Here is a 21,176-nt window from a genome sequence, read left to right as displayed (position 1 = left end):
AAGGGGGTCTATAAAAGGGCGGCCAGCCTAGCATAATCGGGCGGGCTGGCCGTAACACAAAGGCCTGTCAGTGCTTGGTCAGACGATCCAGATAGCCCATCACGAACGCCGAGATCACGAACGTCATGTGGATGATCACGTACCACATCAGGTATTCGGTCGGCGTGTTACGCGCGTCCATGAACACCCGCAGCAGGTGAATCGAGGAAATCGCCACGATGGAGGCCGCCACTTTCATCTTCAGCGACGAAGAGTCCATGGTGCCGAGCCAGTTGAGCTTTTCCTTGTCTTCGTCGATGTCCAGTTGCGAGACGAAGTTCTCGTAGCCGGAAATCATCACCATGACCAGCAGGCCGCCGACCAGCGCCATGTCGATCAGCGACAGCAGCACCAGGATCAGGTCGGCTTCGGCCAGCGAAAAGATATTGGGCAGGACGTGGAAGACTTCCTGAAAGAATTTCAGCCCCAACGCCAGCAATCCAAGGGACAAGCCGAAATAAATCGGTGCCAGCAGCCAGCGCGATGCATACATGGCATTTTCAAAGAAACGTTCCATCGGGACTCGCATGTGATTGGAAATGGGCGGGCGAGTATATCAGCGCGGCATGACCGCTCTGAAGACGCGACAAAATGCCGCGCACGATGGGCGATTCCGGGGTCGCCGTACTAAAACGGTGATGACCGCTGGCAGTCGGTCAGTTGCAGGTTGAGGCGTCGCAGTTCGCCTTGCAGGTGCAGGCTCCAGATCGGCAGGTCGTCGCTGGACTGATAGCCATTCAGGCTCAGGCTGTCGGCAATCGCCTCCAGCACCGACTCGGCAGCGCGGGCGCCCTGGAACGGGCCCTGGGCCTTGATCGCCGATGGCTGCTCGCCCGACATGCCGGCGGCGAACAATAACGTCCATAGCCCACTGTCACCCAAGGGCCGAATGATGCATTCGATCCGCGTCACCAGCCCCAGGCAGTGGCGGGTCAGGCAAAGGCTTCGTGACATGGCGGGTTCCTCCTTGTGGATACTGTGCAGTCGGGCGCCAGTCCATGTGGCACTGCATTGATCATTTATCATAGAGGAGAAACCCCAACGTATCCGGGGGCAAGACGAACGGATGCCGCAGAATGTGACCCCTGCGGCATTATCCGCCCCTACAGGCTTCTAGGGCTTGAGCTCCGGAGCCAGTTGCGCCGGCTCTTTTTCCAGTTCTTCCTTGAGGTCTTCATCGCTGAGCATCTGCGCAATGTCACGCAGCCGTTCAACGACACGGGCGTTGACGCTGCCCTCAGGAAACTCACCCTCCTCGTTCGGCTCACCGGCAGGTTCGCCCACCAGCAGGCTTAGCGCCTCGTCGGCCTGGCTGACGGCATAGATGTGGAACTGACCGTCCCTTACGGCCTGCAACACACGCTCGTCGAGCATCAGGGTGGCGACGTTGGAGCGTGGGATGATCGCGCCCTGCTCGCCTGTCAGGCCCCGCGCCTCGCATAGCCGGAAGAAGCCTTCGATCTTCTCGTTGACCCCGCCCACTGCCTGCACTTCGCCAAACTGGTTGATCGAGCCTGTGATCGCAAAGCACTGTTTCAGCGGCGTGCGCGACAAGGCCGAGATCAAGGTGCAGACCTCGCCCAGCGACGCACTGTCGCCGTCGACATAGCCGTAGGATTGCTCCAGCGCGATGCTCGCCGAAATCGCCAGCGGAAACTCCTGCGCATAGCGGCTGCCCAGGTAACCGGTGAGGATCATCACGCCCTTGGAGTGAATCGGCTGGCCAAGGTTGACCTCACGCTCGATGTCGACAATGCCGCTGCCGCCCGGATAAACCGTCGCCGAAATACGCGCTGGCACACCGAAGGCCGAGTCGCCGACTTCCAGCACGGTCAGGCCGTTGCACTTACCCACTGCCGCGCCATCGGTGTCGATCAGGATGATGCCGGCAAGCATGTCGTCGAGAATCCGCGCCGAAACCCGTCCGGTGCGCGTGGCCTTGGCCTTGAGCGCCCGCTCGATGTGCCCGGCATCGGTGAGTTCTTCATTGGCCAGCTGGCGAATGAAGTCGGCCTCGCTGACCAGCTGAAACAGGTCGCCGATACGCGCCGACAAGCGCCCCTGATGCTCGGCCAGCCGCGCGCTGTAGGTCGCCAGGCGTGCCACCGCGTCGGCGGTCAGCGGTGCCATGCCCTCTTCGAAAGTGCGGGTCTTGAGTAACTGCGCGAACTGCTCCAGGGTTTCGTCGACCATCGGGATTTCTTCGTCGAAGTCGACCAGCACCCGGAACATCTCCTGAAAGTCCGGATCGACGTCCTGCAAGGTGTAATACAGCTGACGCGAGCCAATGATGATCACCTTGACGTTCCACGGAATCACCTGTGGTGTCAGGGTCACGGTTGCCACTCGGCCCAGTTCGCCCAGTGGCGACTCCATTTTCAGCTTGCGCGATTGCAGGGTGCGCTTGAGCGCATCCCAGACAAACGGTTCGCCGAACAGTTTCTCTGCTTCCAGCACCAGAAAGCCGCCATTGGCGCGGTGCAAGGCGCCTGGGCGTAACTGCCGGTAGCTGGTGTACAGCGCCCCCTGATCGGTGCTGTATTCGATGCGCCCGAACAGATTGTCGTAGGTCGGGTGCGACTCGAACACCACTGGCGCGCCGCCGCCATGGGTATGACCCACCACCAGGCTTGGGCTGTACTGGTCTTCCAGCAGCTTGCGCGCCTGAGCATCGGTCTTGCTGTCGTCGACCAGTTGCTCGACCACGGTCTTGAGCAGGTTGACCTGCATGGCCTGCAGGTACGCGCACACGGCGGCGTTCTCGGCGTATTGTTCCGACAACGGCGCCAGCAACGGTTGCAAGGCCAGGGTGATGGTTTCTTCGTTGAGCTGGCGCAGTTGATTGTTGGACTCGCGCTTCCACTGCGGCAGGCTCGACAGCTCTTCGTTCAGGCGCTCTTCCAGGCCGGAAATATCCTCATGAAAGCGCTCGCGATCAGCCTCGGGCAACTGCGCGAACTCCGCCTCGTCCAGTGCCTTGCCGTCCACCATCGGCGTAAAGGCGATATTGGAGCTGTCGCGGTACAGGGCAATGTCTTTTTCCAGCGACAGGCGCTCGATCACGTCCAGCGCGCGGTCGTAACGCTGGTTGAAGGCACGGTCGATGGCGCTTTTCTTTTGTTGGTAGGACGGGTGTTCGAATACCGCCGGAAAGGTCGCCAGCAGGTTATCGATCAGGCCACCGATGTCGGCGATGAACGCCATCGCCGTGCCGGACGGCAGCTCCAGCGCACGGGGCTCGCGTTGTTCTTCGAAGTTTTCGACATAGACCCAGTCCGACGGGGTCTGCAGGCGCTTGGCCTCAGCCTTGAGGTAGCGTTTGACGAACGAGAACCGGCCGGTGCCGGGCTCACCCATGACATACACGTTGTAACCGGGACGTGGCATCGCCACACCGAACTGCAAGGCCTCAACGGCACGCTCCTGGCCGAGGACTCCGCGAAAGGGCTCCAGATCATTGGTGGTCTGGAAAGCGAACTGTTCAGCGGTAAATGGACGGGTCAGCGCTTGTGGCGCCAGACGCAGACTGGCAGCTACAGAATCGGGCATCAGTGTTCCTTACATCACGCGGGGCAGATAGCAGCATTCTGGCGCTCGCTGGACACCACTTGCAAGGCACCAAGCGCGCCTGCGCATCGCAATCTGCGACAACCTCTCATCTGTCCCCGACAAAGCGCAACAAACCGCAACAAATCACGGAACCCTCGCACACAACCCATACTCAAAATTTCGCACAGTGGCGTTCATGGCCCTTTGCAGTGATGCATGACGCACAACTCCCGGCCCACTCAGGTCGCACATAAAGAGAATAAAGCTATGAAACGGATTCTTCTTGGAACGCTCTTTGCCGCTGTTTCCGTCAATGCCATGGCCCAGGCGCCAGGCGGTCCGGACTGCGGTTGGGGCAACATGCTGTTCGAAGGCCAGCGCGGCACTCCGGCACACTTCCTGGCTTCTACCACCAACGGCACCTCCGGTAACGCCACCTTCGGCATGACCAGCGGCACCAACGGTTGCTCGACCAACAGTGCGCTGACTTACGGCGGTAAATCGTGGCTGGCCATGAATGGCATGATGGACGAGCTGTCCAAGGACATGGCCATGGGTCAGGGCGAAGCGCTGACCACCTATGCCGTGATCCTCGGTGTAGCACCACAGGACCGTGACCGCTTTGCAGCCGTCACCCATGACAACTTCTCGAAGATCTTCACCAAGGCCGACGCCACCGCTGAAGACGTTCACGCCAAAACCCTCGATGTGCTGAAAAACGACCCAACCCTGGCCAAGTACGCGACCCAGGCTTGACGCGTGTCCCCGCCTCTGTAACAAGGGGCGGGTCTTCTCTTTTCGAACAGTTGCCTGCCCATGCTCAAACGTCTCGCCTGCCTGACGCTGTTGGCCTGTGCCCCGCTGTGCGCGGCCGCTGCGACTTCTGAACCCCACGCCGCACGCTTGCAGCAACTGGCCGACGACCCGTTCTGGATCTCGCTGGGCCACTACGAGAAAACCCGTCTGAGTGGCTGGCGCAGCTATGTCGACGACCCGAAATTCTTTCTCGCCAAAGACGGCGCCCACGACCCGCGCGCCGAACTGAGCGCGACCCTGGCGGCCATTCAGGCCCCGGTCGCCAACCCGCAAGAACACGCTCAATGTGTCTACCCGGCGCGCACGCGCTGGCTGCGCGATCAGTTAAATCTGCGCGACCTGCCAGTGGTGGATTGCAGCGAATTCAAGGCCTGGTTCAAGGACGTAGCCCCCGACAGCACTGTGCTGATCTTCCCGGCCGCCTACCTCAATAGCCCGTCGTCGATGTTCGGCCATACCTTGCTGCGCATCGATCCGGCCAGTGCCAAAACCAGCAACACCACGCTGCTCAGCTACGCGATCAACTTCGGTGCCTATATCGAGGGCATGGACAACAGCATTCTGTATGCCTGGAAAGGTCTGGCCGGTGGTTATCCGGGGCTGTTTTCCATGGTCCCGTATCAGGAAAAGCTCTCTGAATACCGCAGCCTGGAAAACCGTGACCTGTGGGAATACCGGCTGAACCTGAGCACCGCTGAAACCGAGCGCATGGTCGAGCACGTCTGGGAATTGAAGCAGGTGCGCTTCAGCTACTTCTTTTTCGACGAAAACTGCTCCTATCGCTTGCTCGAACTGCTGGAAATCGCCCGGCCCGGTCTGAAGCTGACCGACCAGTTCGAGTTGACCGCAATCCCCACCGACACCGTCAAGGCCATCAAGGCAGCAGGCCTGGTGGAAAAGACCGAATACCGCCCCTCGCGCGAGCGTGAACTGCTCAGCCGCGCCGAGCCGCTGGACGCCGACGAACAACAGTGGGTACTGGCGATCAGCGCCGACACCGCGCAATTGCAAGCACCGGCTTATCAGGCCTTGCCGCCTGAACGCCGCGCCCTGATTCAGGACGCCGCCTACCGCCTGGAACGCTACCGCGCCAACGGCCAGGCTCGCGACAGCCAGGCGGCGCAGCGCAGCTTTGCATTATTGCAAGCCATCAACCGCAACCCGCCACCGGCCTTGCAGATCGAACAACCGGGCCTGCCCGAAGAAGGCCATGAATCGCGCACCTGGCAACTGGGCGTCGGCAGCCGCGACGACAAGGCGTTCGCCGAATATGGCCTGCGCATGGCCTACCACGACCTCAACGACAACGCCTATGGCTTTCCGCTGGGCGCGCAGATCGAGATCCTGCAACTCAAGCTGCGCCAGTACGAAGGCAACCAGTGGCAAGTGCAGCGTCTGGACCTGGCAACCATCCGCTCGATGACGCCGCGCACCGAACTGCTCAAGCCATGGTCCTGGCAAGTGGCCGGCGGCCTTGAGCGGGTGCCGGGCAAGCATGGCGACCAGAATCTGGTCAGCCACGTCAACGGCGGCGCTGGCGGCACCTGGCAATTGCACGACAACCTGCTGGGCTTTGCCCTCGGCACCGTGCGCGTTGAACACAACAACGATTTCGCTGCCTTCGTCGCCCCTGCCGCCGGTTTCGACACCGGCCTGCTGTGGCGCAACCCGCTGGGCAACTTGAGCCTGGAAACCAAGGGCGATTACTTCACCAATGGCGAAGTGCGCCGCAGCATCAGCCTCAACCAGCAATGGGAAGTGTCGCGCAACCTGGGCCTGCGCCTGAGCGCTCAACGTGATTTCAGCCATCTGGGTGGCGCGCAGAACGAAGTCATGCTGCAAGCGAAGTGGTATCACTACTGAGCCTGACAACCGAGCCTGACAAATAAGCGACAAACCGTTGACCACTCCCGGACACAGGGTGATCTAGACTTTCCTGAGTAATCGAGGAATCCGGTCATGAACATGCGTGTCGCGTTGTTGGGCTTGATCGTTGTGCTTGCAGGTTGCCAGTCGACCCACGAGCAATTGGTCGCCGAGGGCTATCCACCGGCGTTTGCCGACGGCTTTCAGGATGGTTGCGGCAGTGGCCGACAGGCGGCCGGCTCCATTGGCGGCGTGTACCGCAAGGACGTGCCGCGCGACTTGAAAGAACCGCTGTACGCCAAGGGCTGGGACGACGGGTTTCGTCAATGTCAGGCCATGCAGCAAAGCCGTGACCGCGACACCAACAGTTGGAGCAATGATCGCGACCGTGACTGGGAACGAGAGAAAACCCGCAGCAAGGCCAAAGCCTTCATGTCTGACTGAATGGCGACCGTGCGTCTGACAGCACCTCAACTTCCACGGCCTGCGAGTGCCTAACGCTTATCTAGCCGGGAGGACATCATGAGTCGTGCTTTTGTTAACGAAGACAACACTGCATCCCAAGCCAGCCAGCCGGTCGAACGGCAGGTCAGCGAACAGCCCAATTACGTGACGGCCCAGGGCCTGGCCCTGCTGCACAGCAAGGTCAACCAATTGCAGGAGCAGCACCGCCAGCAATCGGAGCTGGGCGACGACACCGATAAACAGCGCCAGGCCGACCTGGAGCGAGACCTGCGCTATTTCACCCAGCGCCTGCAAAGTGCCAAAGTGGTGATGGCGGTGTCGTCCACCGACAAGGTGCAGATCGGCAGTACCGTGACCTACGCCGACGAGCAGGACCGGCGCCAGCGTGTGCAACTGGTCGGTGAAGACCAGGCCGACGCCAGCCACGGCCTGATCAACTGGGGCTCGCCACTGGGCCGCGCCCTCCTCGGCGCCCAGCCAGGCGACGAAGTGCTATGGAAACGCCCGGCCGGTGATCAGTTGATCGAAGTGCTGCAGATCGAGGCTGATACCAGCCAGTGATTGCAACGGATCACACCACGCCTTGTGCCAGCATTGCATCGGCAACTTTGACGAAGCCTGCGATGTTGGCGCCCTTCACGTAATTGACGCGGCCATCGGCTTCGGTGCCGTAGTGCACGCAGGCATGGTGGATCGACTGCATGATGCCGTGCAGTTTGCTGTCCACCTCGCCTGCGGTCCAGTGCAGGCGCATGGCGTTCTGCGACATTTCCAGGCCGCTGACCGCCACGCCGCCGGCATTGGAAGCCTTGCCCGGCGCAAACAGAGTGCCGGCTTCGATAAAGATATCCACAGCCTCCAGCGTGGTCGGCATGTTGGCGCCTTCGGCCACGCAGATGCAGCCGTTGCGCAACAACGTACGGGCATCCTCGGCATTGAGTTCGTTTTGCGTCGCGCATGGCAGGGCGATGTCGCAGGCCAGGCTCCACGGCGTCTGGCCCTTGCGGAACTCCAGGCCGAACGGTGCAGCCAGTTCGCTGAGACGTCCGCGCTTGACGTTTTTCAGTTCCAGCAACGCCTCCCACTGCGCATCGTTCAGGCCGGCTTCGATGTACAGCGTGCCCTCGGAGTCGGACAGCGAAATCACCTTGCCACCCAGGTCCATGACCTTGCGCGCTGCATACTGAGCCACGTTGCCGGAACCGGAAATCGCCACGCGACGGCCATCGATGGCCTTGTCCTGGCGCTTGAGCATCTCTTCAGCGAAATACACACAGCCATAGCCGGTGGCTTCCGGGCGAATCAGGCTGCCGCCGTAGGTAATGCCCTTGCCGGTCAACACCGAGGTGAACTGGTTGGCCAGGCGCTTGTACTGGCCGAACATGAAGCCGATCTCACGACCGCCGACGCCAATATCACCGGCCGGCACGTCGAGGTCGGCACCGATGTGGCGGTACAGTTCACTCATGAATGCCTGGCAGAAACGCATGACTTCAGCGTCGCTCTTGCCCTTGGGGTCGAAGTCCGAGCCGCCTTTGCCGCCGCCCATGGGCAACGAGGTCAAAGAGTTTTTCAGCACCTGCTCGAAGGCCAGGAACTTGAGCACGCTGAGGTTTACCGATGGATGAAAGCGCAGACCGCCCTTATATGGGCCGATGGCGCTGCTCATCTGAATCCGGTAGCCGCGGTTGACCTGGACCTTGCCCTGATCGTCGACCCACGACACGCGAAACAACACCGCCCGCTCCGGTTCGACCATGCGCTCCAGAATACCGGCCTGCAGGTAATGCGGGTTGGCTTCCAGAAATGGCCAGAGGCTGCGCAATACTTCTTCCACGGCCTGATGAAATTCAGGCTGCGCCGGGTCACGAAGCTTGAGGCGGGCGAGGAAATTATCGACGGATTCAGTCATGGGGAACGTCTCGGAGAGTGGAGGCTTGCAGGAATTTTTTCCGGACTCTACCAAGGGATAACGCACTTAAAAAGGGCAAAATGTCGTTTTAATGAAATTAAATGGTGCAATTCTATAAATTAATGTGCGTTAAACCCATAAATAACCGAATTCAAGGCACAAAAATGGGGCTATAAAAGCCCCATTTTTGCGCACCTAAACCGGCGTATTACGCCAGTTTCTTATGCCGTACACGGTGCGGCTGTGCAGCAGCATCGCCCAGGCGTTTTTTACGGTCAGCTTCGTATTCGGTGTAGTTACCTTCGAAGAACACCGCTTGCGAATCGTCTTCGTACGCCAGGATGTGAGTGGCCACACGGTCCAGGAACCACCGATCGTGGGAGATCACAATGGCGGCGCCAGGGAAGTCCAGCAGGGCTTCTTCCAGCGAACGCAGGGTCTCGACGTCGAGGTCGTTGGACGGTTCGTCGAGCAGCAGGACGTTGCCGCCCTCTTTCAGGGTCAGCGCCAGGTGCAAGCGACCACGCTCACCGCCAGACAGGTCCTTGACGAACTTCTGCTGGTCGCCACCCTTGAAGTTGAAGCGGCCAACGTAGGTGCGCGACGGGATCTCGTAGTTGCCGATGCGGATCTGGTCGGAGCCGTCGGAAATCTGCTGGAACACGGTCTTGCTGCCATCCAGGTCGTCACGCGCCTGATCGACACACGCCAGTTGCACGGTTTCACCGATTTCGATGCTGCCCGAATCCGGCTGTTCCTTGCCCATCAGCATGCGGAACAGCGTCGATTTACCAGCACCGTTACCGCCAATTACGCCGACGATGGCGCCTTTTGGCATGGCGAACGACAGGTTGTCGATCAGCACGCGATCGCCATAGCCTTTGCTGACGTTCTTGAATTCGATGACCTTGTCACCCAGGCGCGGACCGGCCGGAATGTAGATCTCGTTGGTTTCGCTGCGCTTCTGGAATTCCTGCGACTGCATTTCTTCGAAGCGTTGCAAGCGAGCCTTGGACTTGGACTGACGCGCCTTGGCGCCTTTGCGCACCCACTCCAGCTCTTCTTTCATGGCCTTTTCATGGGCCGACTGCTGCTTGGATTCCTGGGCCAGACGATCGGATTTGGCTTCCAGCCAGCCCGAATAGTTGCCTTCGTACGGAATACCGGCGCCGCGGTCGAGTTCCAGGATCCAGCCGGCGACGTTGTCGAGGAAGTAACGGTCGTGCGTGATCGCAACCACGGTGCCGGGGAAGCCGTGCAGGAACTGCTCCAGCCAGGCGACCGAATCGGCGTCCAGGTGGTTGGTCGGTTCGTCGAGCAGCAGCATGTCCGGGGCCGACAGCAGCAGGCGGCACAGCGCTACGCGGCGTTTTTCACCACCGGACAGCACGGCAACCTTGGCATCCCAGGCCGGCAGGCGCAGGGCATCGGCGGCGACTTCAAGCTGGCGCTCAAGGTTGTGGCCATCGCTGGCTTGCAGAATGGCTTCAAGCTTGGCCTGTTCGGCGGCCAGCTTGTCGAAGTCGGCATCGGGGTCAGCGTAGGCGGCATACACCTCATCGAGGCGCGCCTGGGCGTCCTTGATGACGCTGACGGCCTCTTCGACCACTTCGCGAACGGTTTTCTCAGGGTCCAGTTGCGGCTCTTGCGGCAGGTAACCGACGTTCAGCTCAGGCATCGGACGCGCTTCACCGTCGAACTCTTTGTCGACGCCGGCCATGATTTTCAGCAGGGTGGATTTACCCGAACCGTTCAGGCCCAGCACGCCGATCTTGGCGCCGGGGAAGAACGACAGAGAGATGTTCTTGAGAATTTCCCGCTTCGGCGGCACAACTTTGCTCAGCCGATGCATGGTGTAGACATATTGAGCCAAAACGTTGACCTCGCTTGAAGGGCACCCCTAAAAACTACCTGCGTTGCCATCGCTGCGTTAAAAACAGGCTCAGAATGCTCATTTACAACACGTAAACTCCGCTTCCTCGCCTGTTTTTGCCTTGCGCTGACTGCCTCGCCTACGTTTTTAGAAGTGCCTTGAAGACACAAATGGAAAGCCGTGCCAGAAGCAGGCTGCATTGAAATCGACATCGAGCGCAGACGCGCCGCGCTCAGGGTCGGCAAGCTTAACCTAACTCGACGGTGGCTGGCAGGGGGACGGCTGCACCGAGCGCTGCCTGAGCAGATCGTGGCCGCTGACCACGACGATGCCGGCCATGACCAGTAACGCGCCGGTTATAAAGGCTGGCTCCAGCACCTCATCGAGCAGCCACACGCCGAACACCACCCCAAACAGCGGGGTCAGGAACGACAACACGCCAAGGCGCGACGCCAGGTAATGGCGCAGCAGCCAGAACCACACCAAAAAACTCATGAAAGCCACCAGAAATGTCTGGAACGCCAGGCTCACCAAAGCCGTACGCGACAGGGTGAAGCTGGTCTGGCCGCTGAGCCAGGCCACCGCCAGCAGCAAACCGAATGCGCCCAGCAGTTGATACAGCAGCGTCTGGCTGGCCGGTGCCGCCGCCAGACGTGTAGCGCGTACCGTGACAGTGGTCGCCGCCCAGGCAATGGCGCCCAGCAAGCCAAAGGCATCGCCCAGGCGCTGATCGGCGGCCGCTGCCGGACTGTTGGCCAGGTTGTCGGCCGGTCCATAGAACGCAAAAACCACCCCGACGAACGCGAGCAGAATCCCGCCCCACTGCACCGGGCTCAAACGCTCGCCCGGCACGAACAGGTGCAGGCCGATGGCGGTAAAGATCGGCGCACAATAAAGGAAGATCACCATCCGCGAAGCACTGGTATAGCGCAGGCCCTCGCCCACGAACAGAAACTCCAGGGCAAACAGCAGTCCGACGACAATGCCGGGTATCAACGTCGCACGATCAAAGGTACGTCCTTCGCCGCGCCAGAGCATCAGCGCCCAGACCAGAATCGCCGCCAGCCCCGAGCGGATCGACAACTGCATGAGCGGCGCCATGTCAGTTGCCGCCACCTTGACCGCCACCTGCTGCAAGCCCCACAAGGCGCAAATGCCGCACATCAGCGCGGCGGCGCGGGCATCGACGGGTAAGCGTGTGTTCATGATCGGTACTCATCAGTTAGTACCGGCAGTGTGGGTGCGACGGATCAGAAGTACATAGCGCCAAACCGACAAGCCATAGCGCATAATCGCCACTCTGCGTCTACCTGACGGAAAACCTGCCCATGGCTGAAACAGCCCGACACCTGCAGTTGCCGCCCTTTACCGAAGCGATTCCTGCGCCGATTTATTTTCGCAGCGCCTGGGTGCCGGCTTCGAGCACCTATCCGGTGCACAGTCATCCCTGGGGCGAGTTCGTCTATTCATACAGCGGCGTGATGGACATCAAGATGCGCGACCAGCATTTGCTGGCGCCGCCGCACTATGGTGTGTGGCTGCCGCCCGAAACCGAACACGTAGGGCGCAATCGCTACGAAGCCTGCCATGCCTCGCTGTACATCGCCCGGCCCCTGTGCGCAGACTTGCCGCAACAGGCCTGTGTGCTGACCATCACCCCGTTGATCCGCGCTCTGCTCGACGACCTGCACGCCGCACCGCCCGGCGTGCCGCAAAGCGCCGAGGACGAGCGGTTGTTGCAGGTGCTGCTCGACAAGCTCAAGCAGACCTCACAAGCGGGCAGCTATTTGCCCGGCTCCGACGACCCGGTTCTGGCACCGGTCTTGCTGTGGCTTGAGCGTAATCCCGGCGACTCGAACTCACTGCTGGAACTGGCGAAGATGGCCAACACCACCGAACGCACCCTGCTGCGCCGCTGCCAGCGTGATCTGGGCATGTCGCTGGCGCAATGGAAGCAACGGCTGACCGTAGTCCGTGCCCTGGAGCGCCTGGAAACGTCGATGACCGTCGAGGCTATCGCACTGGATCTGGGCTATAGCAGCTCATCGGCATTTATCGGCATGTTTCGCAAGTTGATGGGCGTCACCCCGGACGAGTATCGCAAGGCAAGGCCCGCGTCCATGGCGCGGGCGTAAAGCCCAACAAACGCTGGCACTTCGCCTAGACTCAAGGCATGCTAGCCGCCCTTTGGGCGCCCGGCCTATAGTTGATGCATTAGCGCATTCGCTGCTTCAGTCCAGTAGTCAGGAACAACGACTTGCCCACACCTAACTCTCTCTCATCGCAGCGTATCGCCAACAGCACCGGTGCTGTGCCTTTGCGCAGCTCATTGAAAGGTGTGCTGGCCGCGTTGGTACTGTTGATGCTCACCTTGCTGCTGTGGCAATCGTTCGAGCAGTTTCAGCAGACCCAGGACCGCCAGCGTCAACGCAGCCTCGACTACAGCACCCAGCTTGCCGACCGCCTGAGCCTGAACATGGCCCTGAGTGCGCAAGTCAGCACCAGCCTGCTGGACGAGGCCAAGTCCATCGGCCAGTCCCTTGACCAGCCATCGACCCTGGCCCCGCTGCGCCAGGCACTGCCTGCCCTGCAAAGCGTGGTCTGGCTCAACCCGACCGGCGAGGTGATCAAGGACAGTGCCGGCGGCACCCATGACGCTGCGTTTCTCAAGGCTCAACTGGCTCAGGCACAAGGGCTGCCCTTCTATTACAGCCACGCCGAGGACGGCACCCGGGTCTATCTGCTGCTGCGCCAGGCCGGCGGGTTCAGCGGCGACTACTGGGTTTTGCGCCTGGGCACCGAGGTATTCAAGGGGCTGACCCAGCAGTACGACCACGATTTTATCCACCTGTGGCGCCTCGAAAGCCGCGAAGGTCAGCAGACCCTGGCCCGCGACAACCATAAAGCCACCGGCAGCGCCGAAACCGTGCTGCTGCAACCGATCAGCAACAGTGACTGGCAACTGCGCGGCCTGTTCGACGCCTACCGCGAGCGCCAGACCTTGCTGGTGCCGCTGATCATCAAGTGCGTGTTCGCCCTGCTGTTCTCGATCCTGCCGTTGATGGCCCTGATCAGCCTGCGCCGCCGCCAAGGGCAATTGCTCGAAAGCCGGCGCCGCTATCAGGGCATTTTCGAAGGCACCGGCGTGGCCCTTTGCGTACTGGATATGTCCGGGCTGCCGGCGCTGCTCGACAACCTGCACATCAAGACCGCCAATGACCTGCACAAGCTGCTCGACCATCAGCCCGGCCAGCGCGGGCGCCTGCTGCAGCAACTGGTCATTACCGAAGTCAATCAGGTCGCGCTGGACCTGCTGGCCATCGATAACAACCAACAGGCCTGGCAGCAATTGATCGAAGGCTGCCAGCGCAGCCGCATCGGGATCGGCCTGCAGATCATCGAAGCGGTTCTCAACGGACAACAACGCCTTGAGCTGGAAATCCGTCTGACCCAGGACAATGGCCAGGACCAGCATCTGTGGCTGGTGATGCGCCTGCCCCAGGCACAGGCCGACTTCGACGCAGTGATCCTCAGCATCGGCGACATCACCAGCCGCAAACAGATCGAACTGTCGCTGCTGGACCGCGAGAGCTTCTGGTCGGATGTCGTGCGCACCGTTCCCGATCACCTCTATGTGCAAGACGTGCTCAGCCAGCGGATGATCTACAGCAACCATCATCTGGGCCAGACGCTGGGCTACAGCAAGGCCGAGCTGCACGCGATGGGCGAGTTTTTCTGGGAAATCCTCCTGCACCCGGACGACGCCCGTGACTACCGGGACATGCGCCTGCGCCAGCGCCACCATGGCCATAACGAGCTGCTGCAATGCGTGCTGCGCTTTCGCGACCAGCAACAGAACTGGCGCTGCTTCGATATTCGCGAGCAAGCCATGGCCTGGGACAAGGAAAGTCTGGTCACGCGGATCATCGGCATCGCCAAGGACATTACCGAACAGGTTGCCGCCAGCCAGTCGCTGCGCGACAGCGAGCAACGTTATCGAATGCTCGCCGAAAGCATCAGCGATGTGATTTTCTCCACCGATAACCAGCTGGATCTCAATTACGTCAGCCCTTCGGTGCAAAGCGTGCTGGGCTACGACGCCGAGTGGATTCTGCACAATGGCTGGAGCGCAGCCATCGCCAACCCGCAACAACTCATGCCGATTCACGCCTTGATCGCGCGTATTCGCAAAGTGCTGAACAAGCCCGCCGAGCTGGACAAGCTGCGTAATGAAGCGCCGACCCATCTGTTTCTGTTCGACAGCCTGCGCGCCGACGGGCGCAAGATTCCCATCGAGTTGCGTCTGGTGCTGGTCTGGGACGAGCACGGCAGCTTCGAGGGCATTCTGGGCGTAGGCCGCGATGTCAGCCAACAGCGCCGCGCCGAGAAAGACCTGCGCATGGCCGCCACGGTGTTCGAACACTCGACCTCGGCCATTCTGATCACCGACCCGGCCGGCTACATCGTTCAGGCCAACGAGGCGTTCACCCGGGTCAGCGGCTATGAAGTGGCGCAAGTGCTCGACCAGTTGCCTACCCTGCTCACCGTCGAGTACGAACAGGAAAAACACCTGCACCACATTCTGACGCAGCTCAACCAGCGCGGCAGTTGGGAAGGTGAAGTGCTGCTCAAACGCCGCAACGGTGAGCAATACCCGGCGTGGGTCGGCATCACGGCGGTGTTCGACGATGAAGGCGACTTGGCCAGCTATGTGTGCTTCTTCAGCGATATCAGCGAACGCAAGGCCAGCGAACAGCATATTCATCGCCTGGCCTATTACGATGCGTTGACCCACCTGCCCAACCGCACCTTGTTCCAGGACCGTCTGCATTCGGCCTTGCAACACGCCGAGCGCCAGCAGGCCTGGGTGGTGCTGATGTTCCTCGATCTGGACCGCTTCAAGCCGATCAACGACTCGCTGGGCCACGCCGCTGGCGACCGGATGCTCAAGGAAATGGCCAGCCGCCTGCTGGCCTGCGTCACCGACGATGACACCGTGGCACGCATGGGCGGCGACGAATTCACCCTGCTGCTGGAGCCCAGCATCACCCGTGAAACCGCACTGAACCGCGCTATTCATGTCGCCGAGCAAATTCTGACCAGCCTGGTGACACCGTTCGTGCTCGAAGGCCGCGAGTTCTTCGTCACCGCCAGTATCGGCATCGCCCTCAGCCCACAAGACGGCAACGAGCTGAGTCAGTTGATGAAAAACGCCGACACCGCGATGTACCACGCCAAGGAGCGCGGCAAGAACAACTTCCAGTTTTATCAGGCCGACATGAACGCCACGGCGCTGGAGCGCCTGGAACTGGAAAGCGACCTGCGCCACGCGCTGGAGCAGCAGGAATTCGTGCTGTTCTACCAGCCGCAGTTCAGCGGCGACGGCAAGCGCCTGACCGGCGCCGAAGCGCTGCTGCGCTGGCGTCACCCTCGCCGCGGGCTGGTACCGCCCAACGATTTTATTCCGGTGCTTGAAGAACTGGGCCTGGTGGTCGAAGTCGGCGACTGGGTGCTGGCCGAAGCCTGCCGCCAGCTCAAGACCTGGCACCAGAACAAGGTGCGGGTGCCCAAAGTCTCGGTGAATATCTCGGCGCGGCAATTCTCCGACGGCCAGTTGGGCGAGCGCATCGCCGAAATCCTGCGTCAGACCGGCCTGCCACCGGCATGCCTGGAACTGGAACTGACCGAAAGTATCCTGATGCGCGAAGTCAGCGAAGCCATGCAGATTCTCGACGGCCTGAAAAACCTGGGCCTGAGCATCGCCGTCGACGACTTCGGCACCGGTTACTCATCGCTGAACTACCTCAAGCAGTTCCCGATCGACGTACTGAAAATCGACCGCACCTTCGTCGACGGCCTGCCGTCGGGAGAACAGGACGCGCAAATCGCCCGTGCAATCATCGCCATGGCCCACAGCCTGAACCTGGCGGTGATCGCCGAAGGCGTCGAAACCCACGAACAACTCGAATTCCTGCGCGAACACGGCTGCGACGAAGTCCAGGGCTACCTGTTCGGCCGCCCGATGTCGGCCAGCCACTTCGAAGCCCAGTTCAGCAATGATGCCCTGTTCATGCTCGATTGACCGCTACGCACGGTCGTCGTAGGAGCGGCTTTAGCCGCGAAGGCACCAACACGAATTGGTGGTGTCTGCTTCCCGGCTAAAGCCGGTCCTACGAATGAAAGCCGCTTATCCAGCAGATGATTGCCTTTCATATGCCAGATAAAAGCCGATGGGGTAGAATGCCTCCCTTTTCCGCTCCGACCTCCCGAGGACAGCCATGTTCAGCCGTGATTTGACTATCGCCAAGTTCGACCCCGATCTCTTCCAAGCCATGGAGCAAGAAGCCGTGCGTCAGGAAGAGCACATCGAGTTGATCGCTTCGGAGAACTACACCAGCCCCGCCGTCATGGAAGCTCAGGGTTCGGCCCTGACCAACAAGTACGCCGAAGGCTATCCGGGCAAGCGCTACTACGGTGGCTGCGAATACGTCGACGTCGTTGAGCAACTGGCCATCGACCGCGCCAAAGAGCTGTTCGGTGCCGACTACGCCAACGTTCAGCCGCACGCAGGCTCGCAAGCCAACGCGGCGGTCTACCTGGCGCTGCTGCAAGCCGGCGACACCATCCTGGGCATGAGCCTGGCCCACGGCGGTCACTTGACCCACGGCGCCAGCGTTTCGTCCTCGGGCAAGCTGTACAACGCCATCCAGTACGGCATCGACGGCAACGGCCTGATCGACTACGACGAAGTCGAGCGCCTGGCGGTCGAGCACAAGCCAAAAATGATCGTTGCCGGTTTCTCGGCCTACTCGCAAGTGCTGGACTTCCCGCGCTTCCGCGAAATCGCTGACAAGGTCGGTGCCTACCTGTTCGTCGACATGGCTCACGTAGCCGGTCTGGTCGCTGCGGGCGTCTACCCGAACCCGGTGCCATTCGCCGACGTGGTCACCACCACGACCCACAAGACCCTGCGCGGTCCACGTGGCGGCCTGATCCTGGCCAAGGCAAACGCCGACATCGAGAAAAAGCTCAACTCGGCCGTTTTCCCGGGTGCACAGGGTGGCCCGCTGGAGCACGTCATCGCCGCCAAGGCCGTGTGCTTCAAGGAAGCGCTGCAGCCTGAGTTCAAGGCTTACCAGCAACAAGTGGTGAAAAACGCCAAGGCCATGGCCGGCGTGTTCATCGAGCGCGGCTTCGACGTGGTCTCCGGCGGTACCGAGAACCACCTGTTCCTGCTCTCGCTGATCAAGCAGGACATCTCCGGTAAAGACGCAGACGCAGCCCTGGGCCGCGCCTACATCACCGTCAACAAGAACTCGGTGCCTAACGACCCGCGTTCGCCGTTCGTCACCTCGGGCCTGCGTTTCGGCACCCCGGCCGTCACCACCCGTGGTTTCAACGAAACCGACTGCAAAGAGCTGGCCGGCTGGATCTGCGACATCCTCGCCGATCTGAACAACGAAGCGGTGATCGACGCCGTTCGTGAAAAGGTCAAGGCCATCTGCGCCCGCCTGCCGGTTTACGGCGCCTGATAGCGCTGGCAACACCCTGAAAAGCCCGGCCTCTGCGCCGGGCTTTTTCTTTGCGGCCTTATTGGACAGGCTGCGAAGCCATATCGGACATAACACGCAGAAACGCCCTACATAAAGCTCATGGCAACCCGCGTCAGGATGCACACCCCGCATTCACGAGGTTGACCATGATTCCCGTCTCGCGCCTGACCGACCTGCACGCCTGCCCGATTCCGCTGCATGGCATTACCCCGCTGGTGTCCGCCTCCCCCACCGTCTATGTCAACGGCCTGCCCGTGGCCCGCATCGGCGACAGGTCCGCCTGTGGTGCGGTGATCGTCAGTGGCTTCGTCAATATTCTGGTTGATGGCCGTCCCATGGCGCACATGGGCAGCCTGACCAGCCATGGTGGCGGGATTGTTACCGGCAGCCAGGACACTCAAGGCTGCCCGGTCAACTTCGTGACGCCCAGAATGGCGATCAATTTCGCCAGGCTTGGCGCTATCGATGAATTGGGCAATGTCGACGATCAGAAGCTGCAAGCCCTGCTTGCCGATCCGCAACTGGAACAACGTGCTCAGGCTGCCGGGGCATTGGTGCAACCCAACGATGTGCCGATTGATGCTGCCAGAACTTTTGCCCGCGTATTCAAGGTGACGGACAGCGAAACCGGCGAACCGCTGGCCAACCGCCCGTTTACTGCGGTGGTGGATGAACAGCAGGTCACTGGCACCACCGATGCTGCCGGCATGGCGCAGATAGAGGCGCCGTCGGTGGATTCGATCATTGCAATGCATATGATATTCAAATCGCCGGCACGTCTGCTGGATGAACTGTCAGGACGTGATCCACGCTTTACGGCAACGGCCAATGCACACGAAGTTTGGGCGGGACAAGCGGCGGAGCCAATAGTGATTACCGTGAATGACCGAGCGGCGACGCGTGAGGCGCTGATTCGTAAGATCAGGGGATTGGGGCATGAGTTTGTGGAGCGATCAGAATGGGACGCTCATAAATTTAAAGGAATCCCTGAAAAAGATTGGGATTACAGCATGGTCGCGCTACATCACGCAGGCAGAAGTTACTCGTGTGGCGCAGGTGCGCAGCAGATGCTTGAAACCCAGAGGCTTCAATACCAGAAAGGATTTTCAGACATCGGCTATCACTTTGGGATTGACTGCTCGGGAAACATATACGAAGGGCGGGATATTCGATTCAAAGGCTCAAGCGTTTCGCTCTTCAACACACATGTAATTGGTATCGTACTACTCAATAACCTCACTACAATCGAAGAAGGCGGAGGTGTCGTGGCCTTTGGACGCAAGGCACTGGACTCCATAGGTATTGGCACAACCAACCAGATACCCGCTCCGCAAATAGATGCGACGCTTGCGCTTCTTACTGCGCTAAAAGCGGTCTTCACACTCACCTATTTTGGCGGCCATAAAGAATTTCCTTTTCAGGAAGGTGAGGGAAAGATCTGCCCGGGCCATATCGGCATGGAGCTCGCCCATATGATACGAATCAAAACCCAATTACTGGCACCGCCCACACCATGAAAAAAACAACTGCGTTGATAATCACAGTTTTGGTAACACTGCCCTTTGTTGGCTACTATGAGCACCACGAAGAAATTGGCTCATACCCTGTGATATTCATCAAGAAAGAGCCCACATCAAAAATCATATTTCATCGAATATTTCACCCAAATTTTGAAACAAGCCTGCATGATTTGACCGATACACAAAGACAACACATGATCGACTACTGCAGATACCGACTGGGCATAGAAACCCAACTAAAAACCGAGAAAGAATTCCGCGCTTGCCGAAGCGAGTAAAAACTGTCCAGGCCAATATCAACCATGAAGAAAACTCTATCCATTTTCACCCTGATGACAATCACTCATCTTTATATTGGCTACTACATTTCCCTGGACATTGAAGACCCTCGATATATGGTATTTATAAAAAAACACCCGACCCTGCAACTCAGGTTTGAAAACATCTATACCAGCGACAGGGACAGCAGGTCCTTGGCGGAACTCAGTGAGATTGAATTGAAGACAGTTCAGGATTACTGCAAATACCGCCTGGGCATCGAAACCAAGCTGAACACTCAGGAAGAACTGGACGCGTGCAAAGAACGCTAATTGCCAGGCTCGCACATACCTGACCCCGCTTGCCTTGCGGGGGTCAGGATTAAAACCGTTACACCCCCGCCATCGCCGCAAACCCCGCCCGGATCTTCTCTTCCGGCAGTTCATCGGCAATGAACACGATCACGCTCTCGCGCAGCTCACCCTCGGCCCATTCGGTGTCCCAGTCGAAGCCGTACAACTTGAGCACGCCCTGAAACACCAGGCGACGCGGTTCGCCCTTGATGCTGAGCACGCCTTTGTAACGCAGCAGTTGCTTGCCGTGTTCTTCGAGCAGTTCGTTCATGAACGTGCTGAGGTTGTCGATATCCAGCGGCTGGTCGGTGCGCAGCACCAGGCTGGAGATGCGGTCGCCGCTATTACCGGTGGGGGCCACCGGGCGCAGGGTCATGCCGCCGCCCAGGTCGGCATTGAGGTTAAAGCCGCGCACGTCGAGCAGCTCGGCAAGGTCGATGCGGCCGTGGTCGACGAGGCGGATCGGCGCGCGACGGTTGATGCGCGTCAGGCGTGCGCTGAGGGCTTCAAAAGCTGCGTCGTCAACAAGGTCGCGCTTGCTGACCAGCAGCCGGTCGGCAAAACCGATCTGCGCCTGGGCGATGGTCTGGGTCAGGTGTACATCGGCATGGGCGGCATCGACCAGGGTGATGATGCCGTCGAGGATGTAGCGCTCGCGTAGCTCTTCGTCGATGAAGAAGGTTTGCGCCACCGGAGCAGGGTCCGCCAGGCCGGTGCATTCGATCACCAGACGGTCGAAGGCGATCTCGCCGCTGTCGCGACGCTCCAGCAACAGGTACAGCGCTTTGGTCAGGTCGGTGTGGATGGTGCAGCACACGCAGCCGTTGGACAGGGTCATGACCTGCACCGGCTCGTCGCCGAGCAACTGGCTGTCGATGCCGGCATCGCTGAATTCGTTTTCGATCACCGCGATTTTCAGGCCATGTTCGGCCTTGAGCAGATGGCGCAGCAAGGTGGTCTTGCCGGCGCCCA

At 60.2% G+C, this 21,176-nt stretch carries 16 protein-coding genes; 9 read left to right on the top strand and 7 right to left on the bottom strand.

Going from position 1 to position 21,176, the window contains the following annotated elements; genetic code table 11:
- Positions 1–67: 67 nt before the first annotated feature.
- The 3 genes from ACYP2A_RS06270 to ACYP2A_RS06260 all read right to left on the bottom strand — a co-directional run bounded on the left by ACYP2A_RS06270 (position 68) and on the right by ACYP2A_RS06260 (position 3,588).
- Entirely contained in the window at positions 68–556 is a 489-nt protein-coding gene (locus ACYP2A_RS06270; protein WP_459743729.1) for a TIGR00645 family protein, read from the bottom strand.
- A gap of 110 nt (positions 557–666) precedes the next feature.
- Entirely contained in the window at positions 667–993 is a 327-nt protein-coding gene (locus tag ACYP2A_RS06265; RefSeq protein WP_459743727.1) for a PA4575 family protein, read from the bottom strand.
- A gap of 159 nt (positions 994–1,152) precedes the next feature.
- Complete coding sequence (locus ACYP2A_RS06260) at positions 1,153–3,588, bottom strand: Lon protease family protein (RefSeq protein WP_459743725.1); 2,436 nt, start codon at positions 3,586–3,588, stop codon at positions 1,153–1,155.
- 267 nt (positions 3,589–3,855) lie between these two features.
- Between ACYP2A_RS06260 and ACYP2A_RS06255 the strand changes: the two genes are divergently transcribed.
- From ACYP2A_RS06255 to ACYP2A_RS06240, 4 genes are all read left to right on the top strand, one after another.
- Entirely contained in the window at positions 3,856–4,344 is a 489-nt protein-coding gene (locus ACYP2A_RS06255; protein WP_459743723.1) for a DUF3015 domain-containing protein, read from the top strand.
- 60 nt (positions 4,345–4,404) lie between these two features.
- Positions 4,405–6,267 carry an Lnb N-terminal periplasmic domain-containing protein gene (locus ACYP2A_RS06250; RefSeq protein ID WP_459743721.1) on the top strand — a complete coding sequence of 621 codons (1,863 nt, stop codon included), beginning with the start codon at positions 4,405–4,407 and terminating at the stop codon, positions 6,265–6,267.
- Positions 6,268–6,363: 96 nt separating this feature from the next.
- Positions 6,364–6,714, top strand: a complete 351-nt coding sequence (locus ACYP2A_RS06245; RefSeq protein WP_459743719.1) for a hypothetical protein — start codon at positions 6,364–6,366, stop codon at positions 6,712–6,714.
- A 78-nt stretch (positions 6,715–6,792) separates the two neighbouring features.
- Positions 6,793–7,296, top strand: a complete 504-nt coding sequence (locus ACYP2A_RS06240) for a GreA/GreB family elongation factor (protein ID WP_459743717.1) — start codon at positions 6,793–6,795, stop codon at positions 7,294–7,296.
- 10 nt (positions 7,297–7,306) lie between these two features.
- Here the strand turns inward: ACYP2A_RS06240 and gdhA are convergent, their stop codons facing one another.
- The 3 genes from gdhA to ACYP2A_RS06225 form a co-directional block, all read right to left on the bottom strand.
- Positions 7,307–8,647, bottom strand: coding sequence for an NADP-specific glutamate dehydrogenase (gene gdhA, locus ACYP2A_RS06235; RefSeq protein WP_459743716.1), 1,341 nt, complete (start codon positions 8,645–8,647; stop codon positions 7,307–7,309).
- A 208-nt stretch (positions 8,648–8,855) separates the two neighbouring features.
- Positions 8,856–10,520 carry an energy-dependent translational throttle protein EttA gene (gene ettA / locus ACYP2A_RS06230; RefSeq protein ID WP_056841932.1) on the bottom strand — a complete coding sequence of 555 codons (1,665 nt, stop codon included), beginning with the start codon at positions 10,518–10,520 and terminating at the stop codon, positions 8,856–8,858.
- Between the two features lie 252 nt (positions 10,521–10,772).
- Positions 10,773–11,726: a DMT family transporter gene (locus tag ACYP2A_RS06225; RefSeq protein ID WP_459743714.1), complete on the bottom strand. Its 954-nt coding sequence runs from the start codon at positions 11,724–11,726 to the stop codon at positions 10,773–10,775.
- 122 nt (positions 11,727–11,848) lie between these two features.
- Here ACYP2A_RS06225 and ACYP2A_RS06220 point away from each other — a divergent pair, with 122 nt between their 5' ends.
- The 5 genes from ACYP2A_RS06220 to ACYP2A_RS06200 all read left to right on the top strand — a co-directional run bounded on the left by ACYP2A_RS06220 (position 11,849) and on the right by ACYP2A_RS06200 (position 20,183).
- Complete coding sequence (locus tag ACYP2A_RS06220) at positions 11,849–12,655, top strand: AraC family transcriptional regulator (protein WP_459743712.1); 807 nt, start codon at positions 11,849–11,851, stop codon at positions 12,653–12,655.
- Between the two features lie 227 nt (positions 12,656–12,882).
- On the top strand, positions 12,883–16,602 hold the full coding sequence (locus ACYP2A_RS06215) for a sensor domain-containing protein (RefSeq protein WP_459743844.1): 3,720 nt from the start codon (positions 12,883–12,885) through the stop codon (positions 16,600–16,602).
- 196 nt (positions 16,603–16,798) lie between these two features.
- The gene (glyA, locus tag ACYP2A_RS06210) at positions 16,799–18,052 is read left to right on the top strand and encodes a serine hydroxymethyltransferase (protein WP_459743711.1); all 1,254 of its coding nucleotides are present in this window, start codon (positions 16,799–16,801) and stop codon (positions 18,050–18,052) included.
- A 167-nt stretch (positions 18,053–18,219) separates the two neighbouring features.
- The gene (locus ACYP2A_RS06205; protein WP_459743709.1) at positions 18,220–19,590 is read left to right on the top strand and encodes a PAAR domain-containing protein; all 1,371 of its coding nucleotides are present in this window, start codon (positions 18,220–18,222) and stop codon (positions 19,588–19,590) included.
- A 305-nt stretch (positions 19,591–19,895) separates the two neighbouring features.
- Entirely contained in the window at positions 19,896–20,183 is a 288-nt protein-coding gene (locus ACYP2A_RS06200) for a hypothetical protein (protein WP_459743708.1), read from the top strand.
- Between the two features lie 58 nt (positions 20,184–20,241).
- On the opposite strand, the gene yjiA is transcribed toward ACYP2A_RS06200, so the two are convergent.
- Positions 20,242–21,176: GTPase (gene yjiA / locus ACYP2A_RS06195; RefSeq protein WP_459743706.1), on the bottom strand; the 935-nt coding region annotated here is incomplete at its 5' end.

This window comes from Pseudomonas sp. 3A(2025), assembly GCF_054589175.1.
The sequence above is the reverse complement of the archived record's forward strand: the minus strand, read 5'-3'. Positions and strand labels throughout refer to the sequence as shown.

What these genes read in the sequence shown, in the direction of transcription:
- gdhA (WP_459743716.1), bottom strand. Translation starts at nt 8,647, where the DNA reads ATGACTGAATCCGTCGATAATTTCCTCGCCCGCCTCAAGCTTCGTGAC.
- ACYP2A_RS06265 (WP_459743727.1), bottom strand. Translation starts at nt 993, where the DNA reads ATGTCACGAAGCCTTTGCCTGACCCGCCACTGCCTGGGGCTGGTGACG.
- ACYP2A_RS06240 (WP_459743717.1), top strand. Translation starts at nt 6,793, where the DNA reads ATGAGTCGTGCTTTTGTTAACGAAGACAACACTGCATCCCAAGCCAGC.
- ACYP2A_RS06225 (WP_459743714.1), bottom strand. Translation starts at nt 11,726, where the DNA reads ATGAACACACGCTTACCCGTCGATGCCCGCGCCGCCGCGCTGATGTGC.
- ACYP2A_RS06270 (WP_459743729.1), bottom strand. Translation starts at nt 556, where the DNA reads ATGGAACGTTTCTTTGAAAATGCCATGTATGCATCGCGCTGGCTGCTG.
- ACYP2A_RS06245 (WP_459743719.1), top strand. Translation starts at nt 6,364, where the DNA reads ATGAACATGCGTGTCGCGTTGTTGGGCTTGATCGTTGTGCTTGCAGGT.
- glyA (WP_459743711.1), top strand. Translation starts at nt 16,799, where the DNA reads ATGTTCAGCCGTGATTTGACTATCGCCAAGTTCGACCCCGATCTCTTC.
- ACYP2A_RS06220 (WP_459743712.1), top strand. Translation starts at nt 11,849, where the DNA reads ATGGCTGAAACAGCCCGACACCTGCAGTTGCCGCCCTTTACCGAAGCG.
- ACYP2A_RS06255 (WP_459743723.1), top strand. Translation starts at nt 3,856, where the DNA reads ATGAAACGGATTCTTCTTGGAACGCTCTTTGCCGCTGTTTCCGTCAAT.
- ACYP2A_RS06260 (WP_459743725.1), bottom strand. Translation starts at nt 3,588, where the DNA reads ATGCCCGATTCTGTAGCTGCCAGTCTGCGTCTGGCGCCACAAGCGCTG.
- ACYP2A_RS06215 (WP_459743844.1), top strand. Translation starts at nt 12,883, where the DNA reads ATGCTCACCTTGCTGCTGTGGCAATCGTTCGAGCAGTTTCAGCAGACC.
- ACYP2A_RS06200 (WP_459743708.1), top strand. Translation starts at nt 19,896, where the DNA reads ATGAAGAAAACTCTATCCATTTTCACCCTGATGACAATCACTCATCTT.
- ACYP2A_RS06205 (WP_459743709.1), top strand. Translation starts at nt 18,220, where the DNA reads ATGATTCCCGTCTCGCGCCTGACCGACCTGCACGCCTGCCCGATTCCG.
- ACYP2A_RS06250 (WP_459743721.1), top strand. Translation starts at nt 4,405, where the DNA reads ATGCTCAAACGTCTCGCCTGCCTGACGCTGTTGGCCTGTGCCCCGCTG.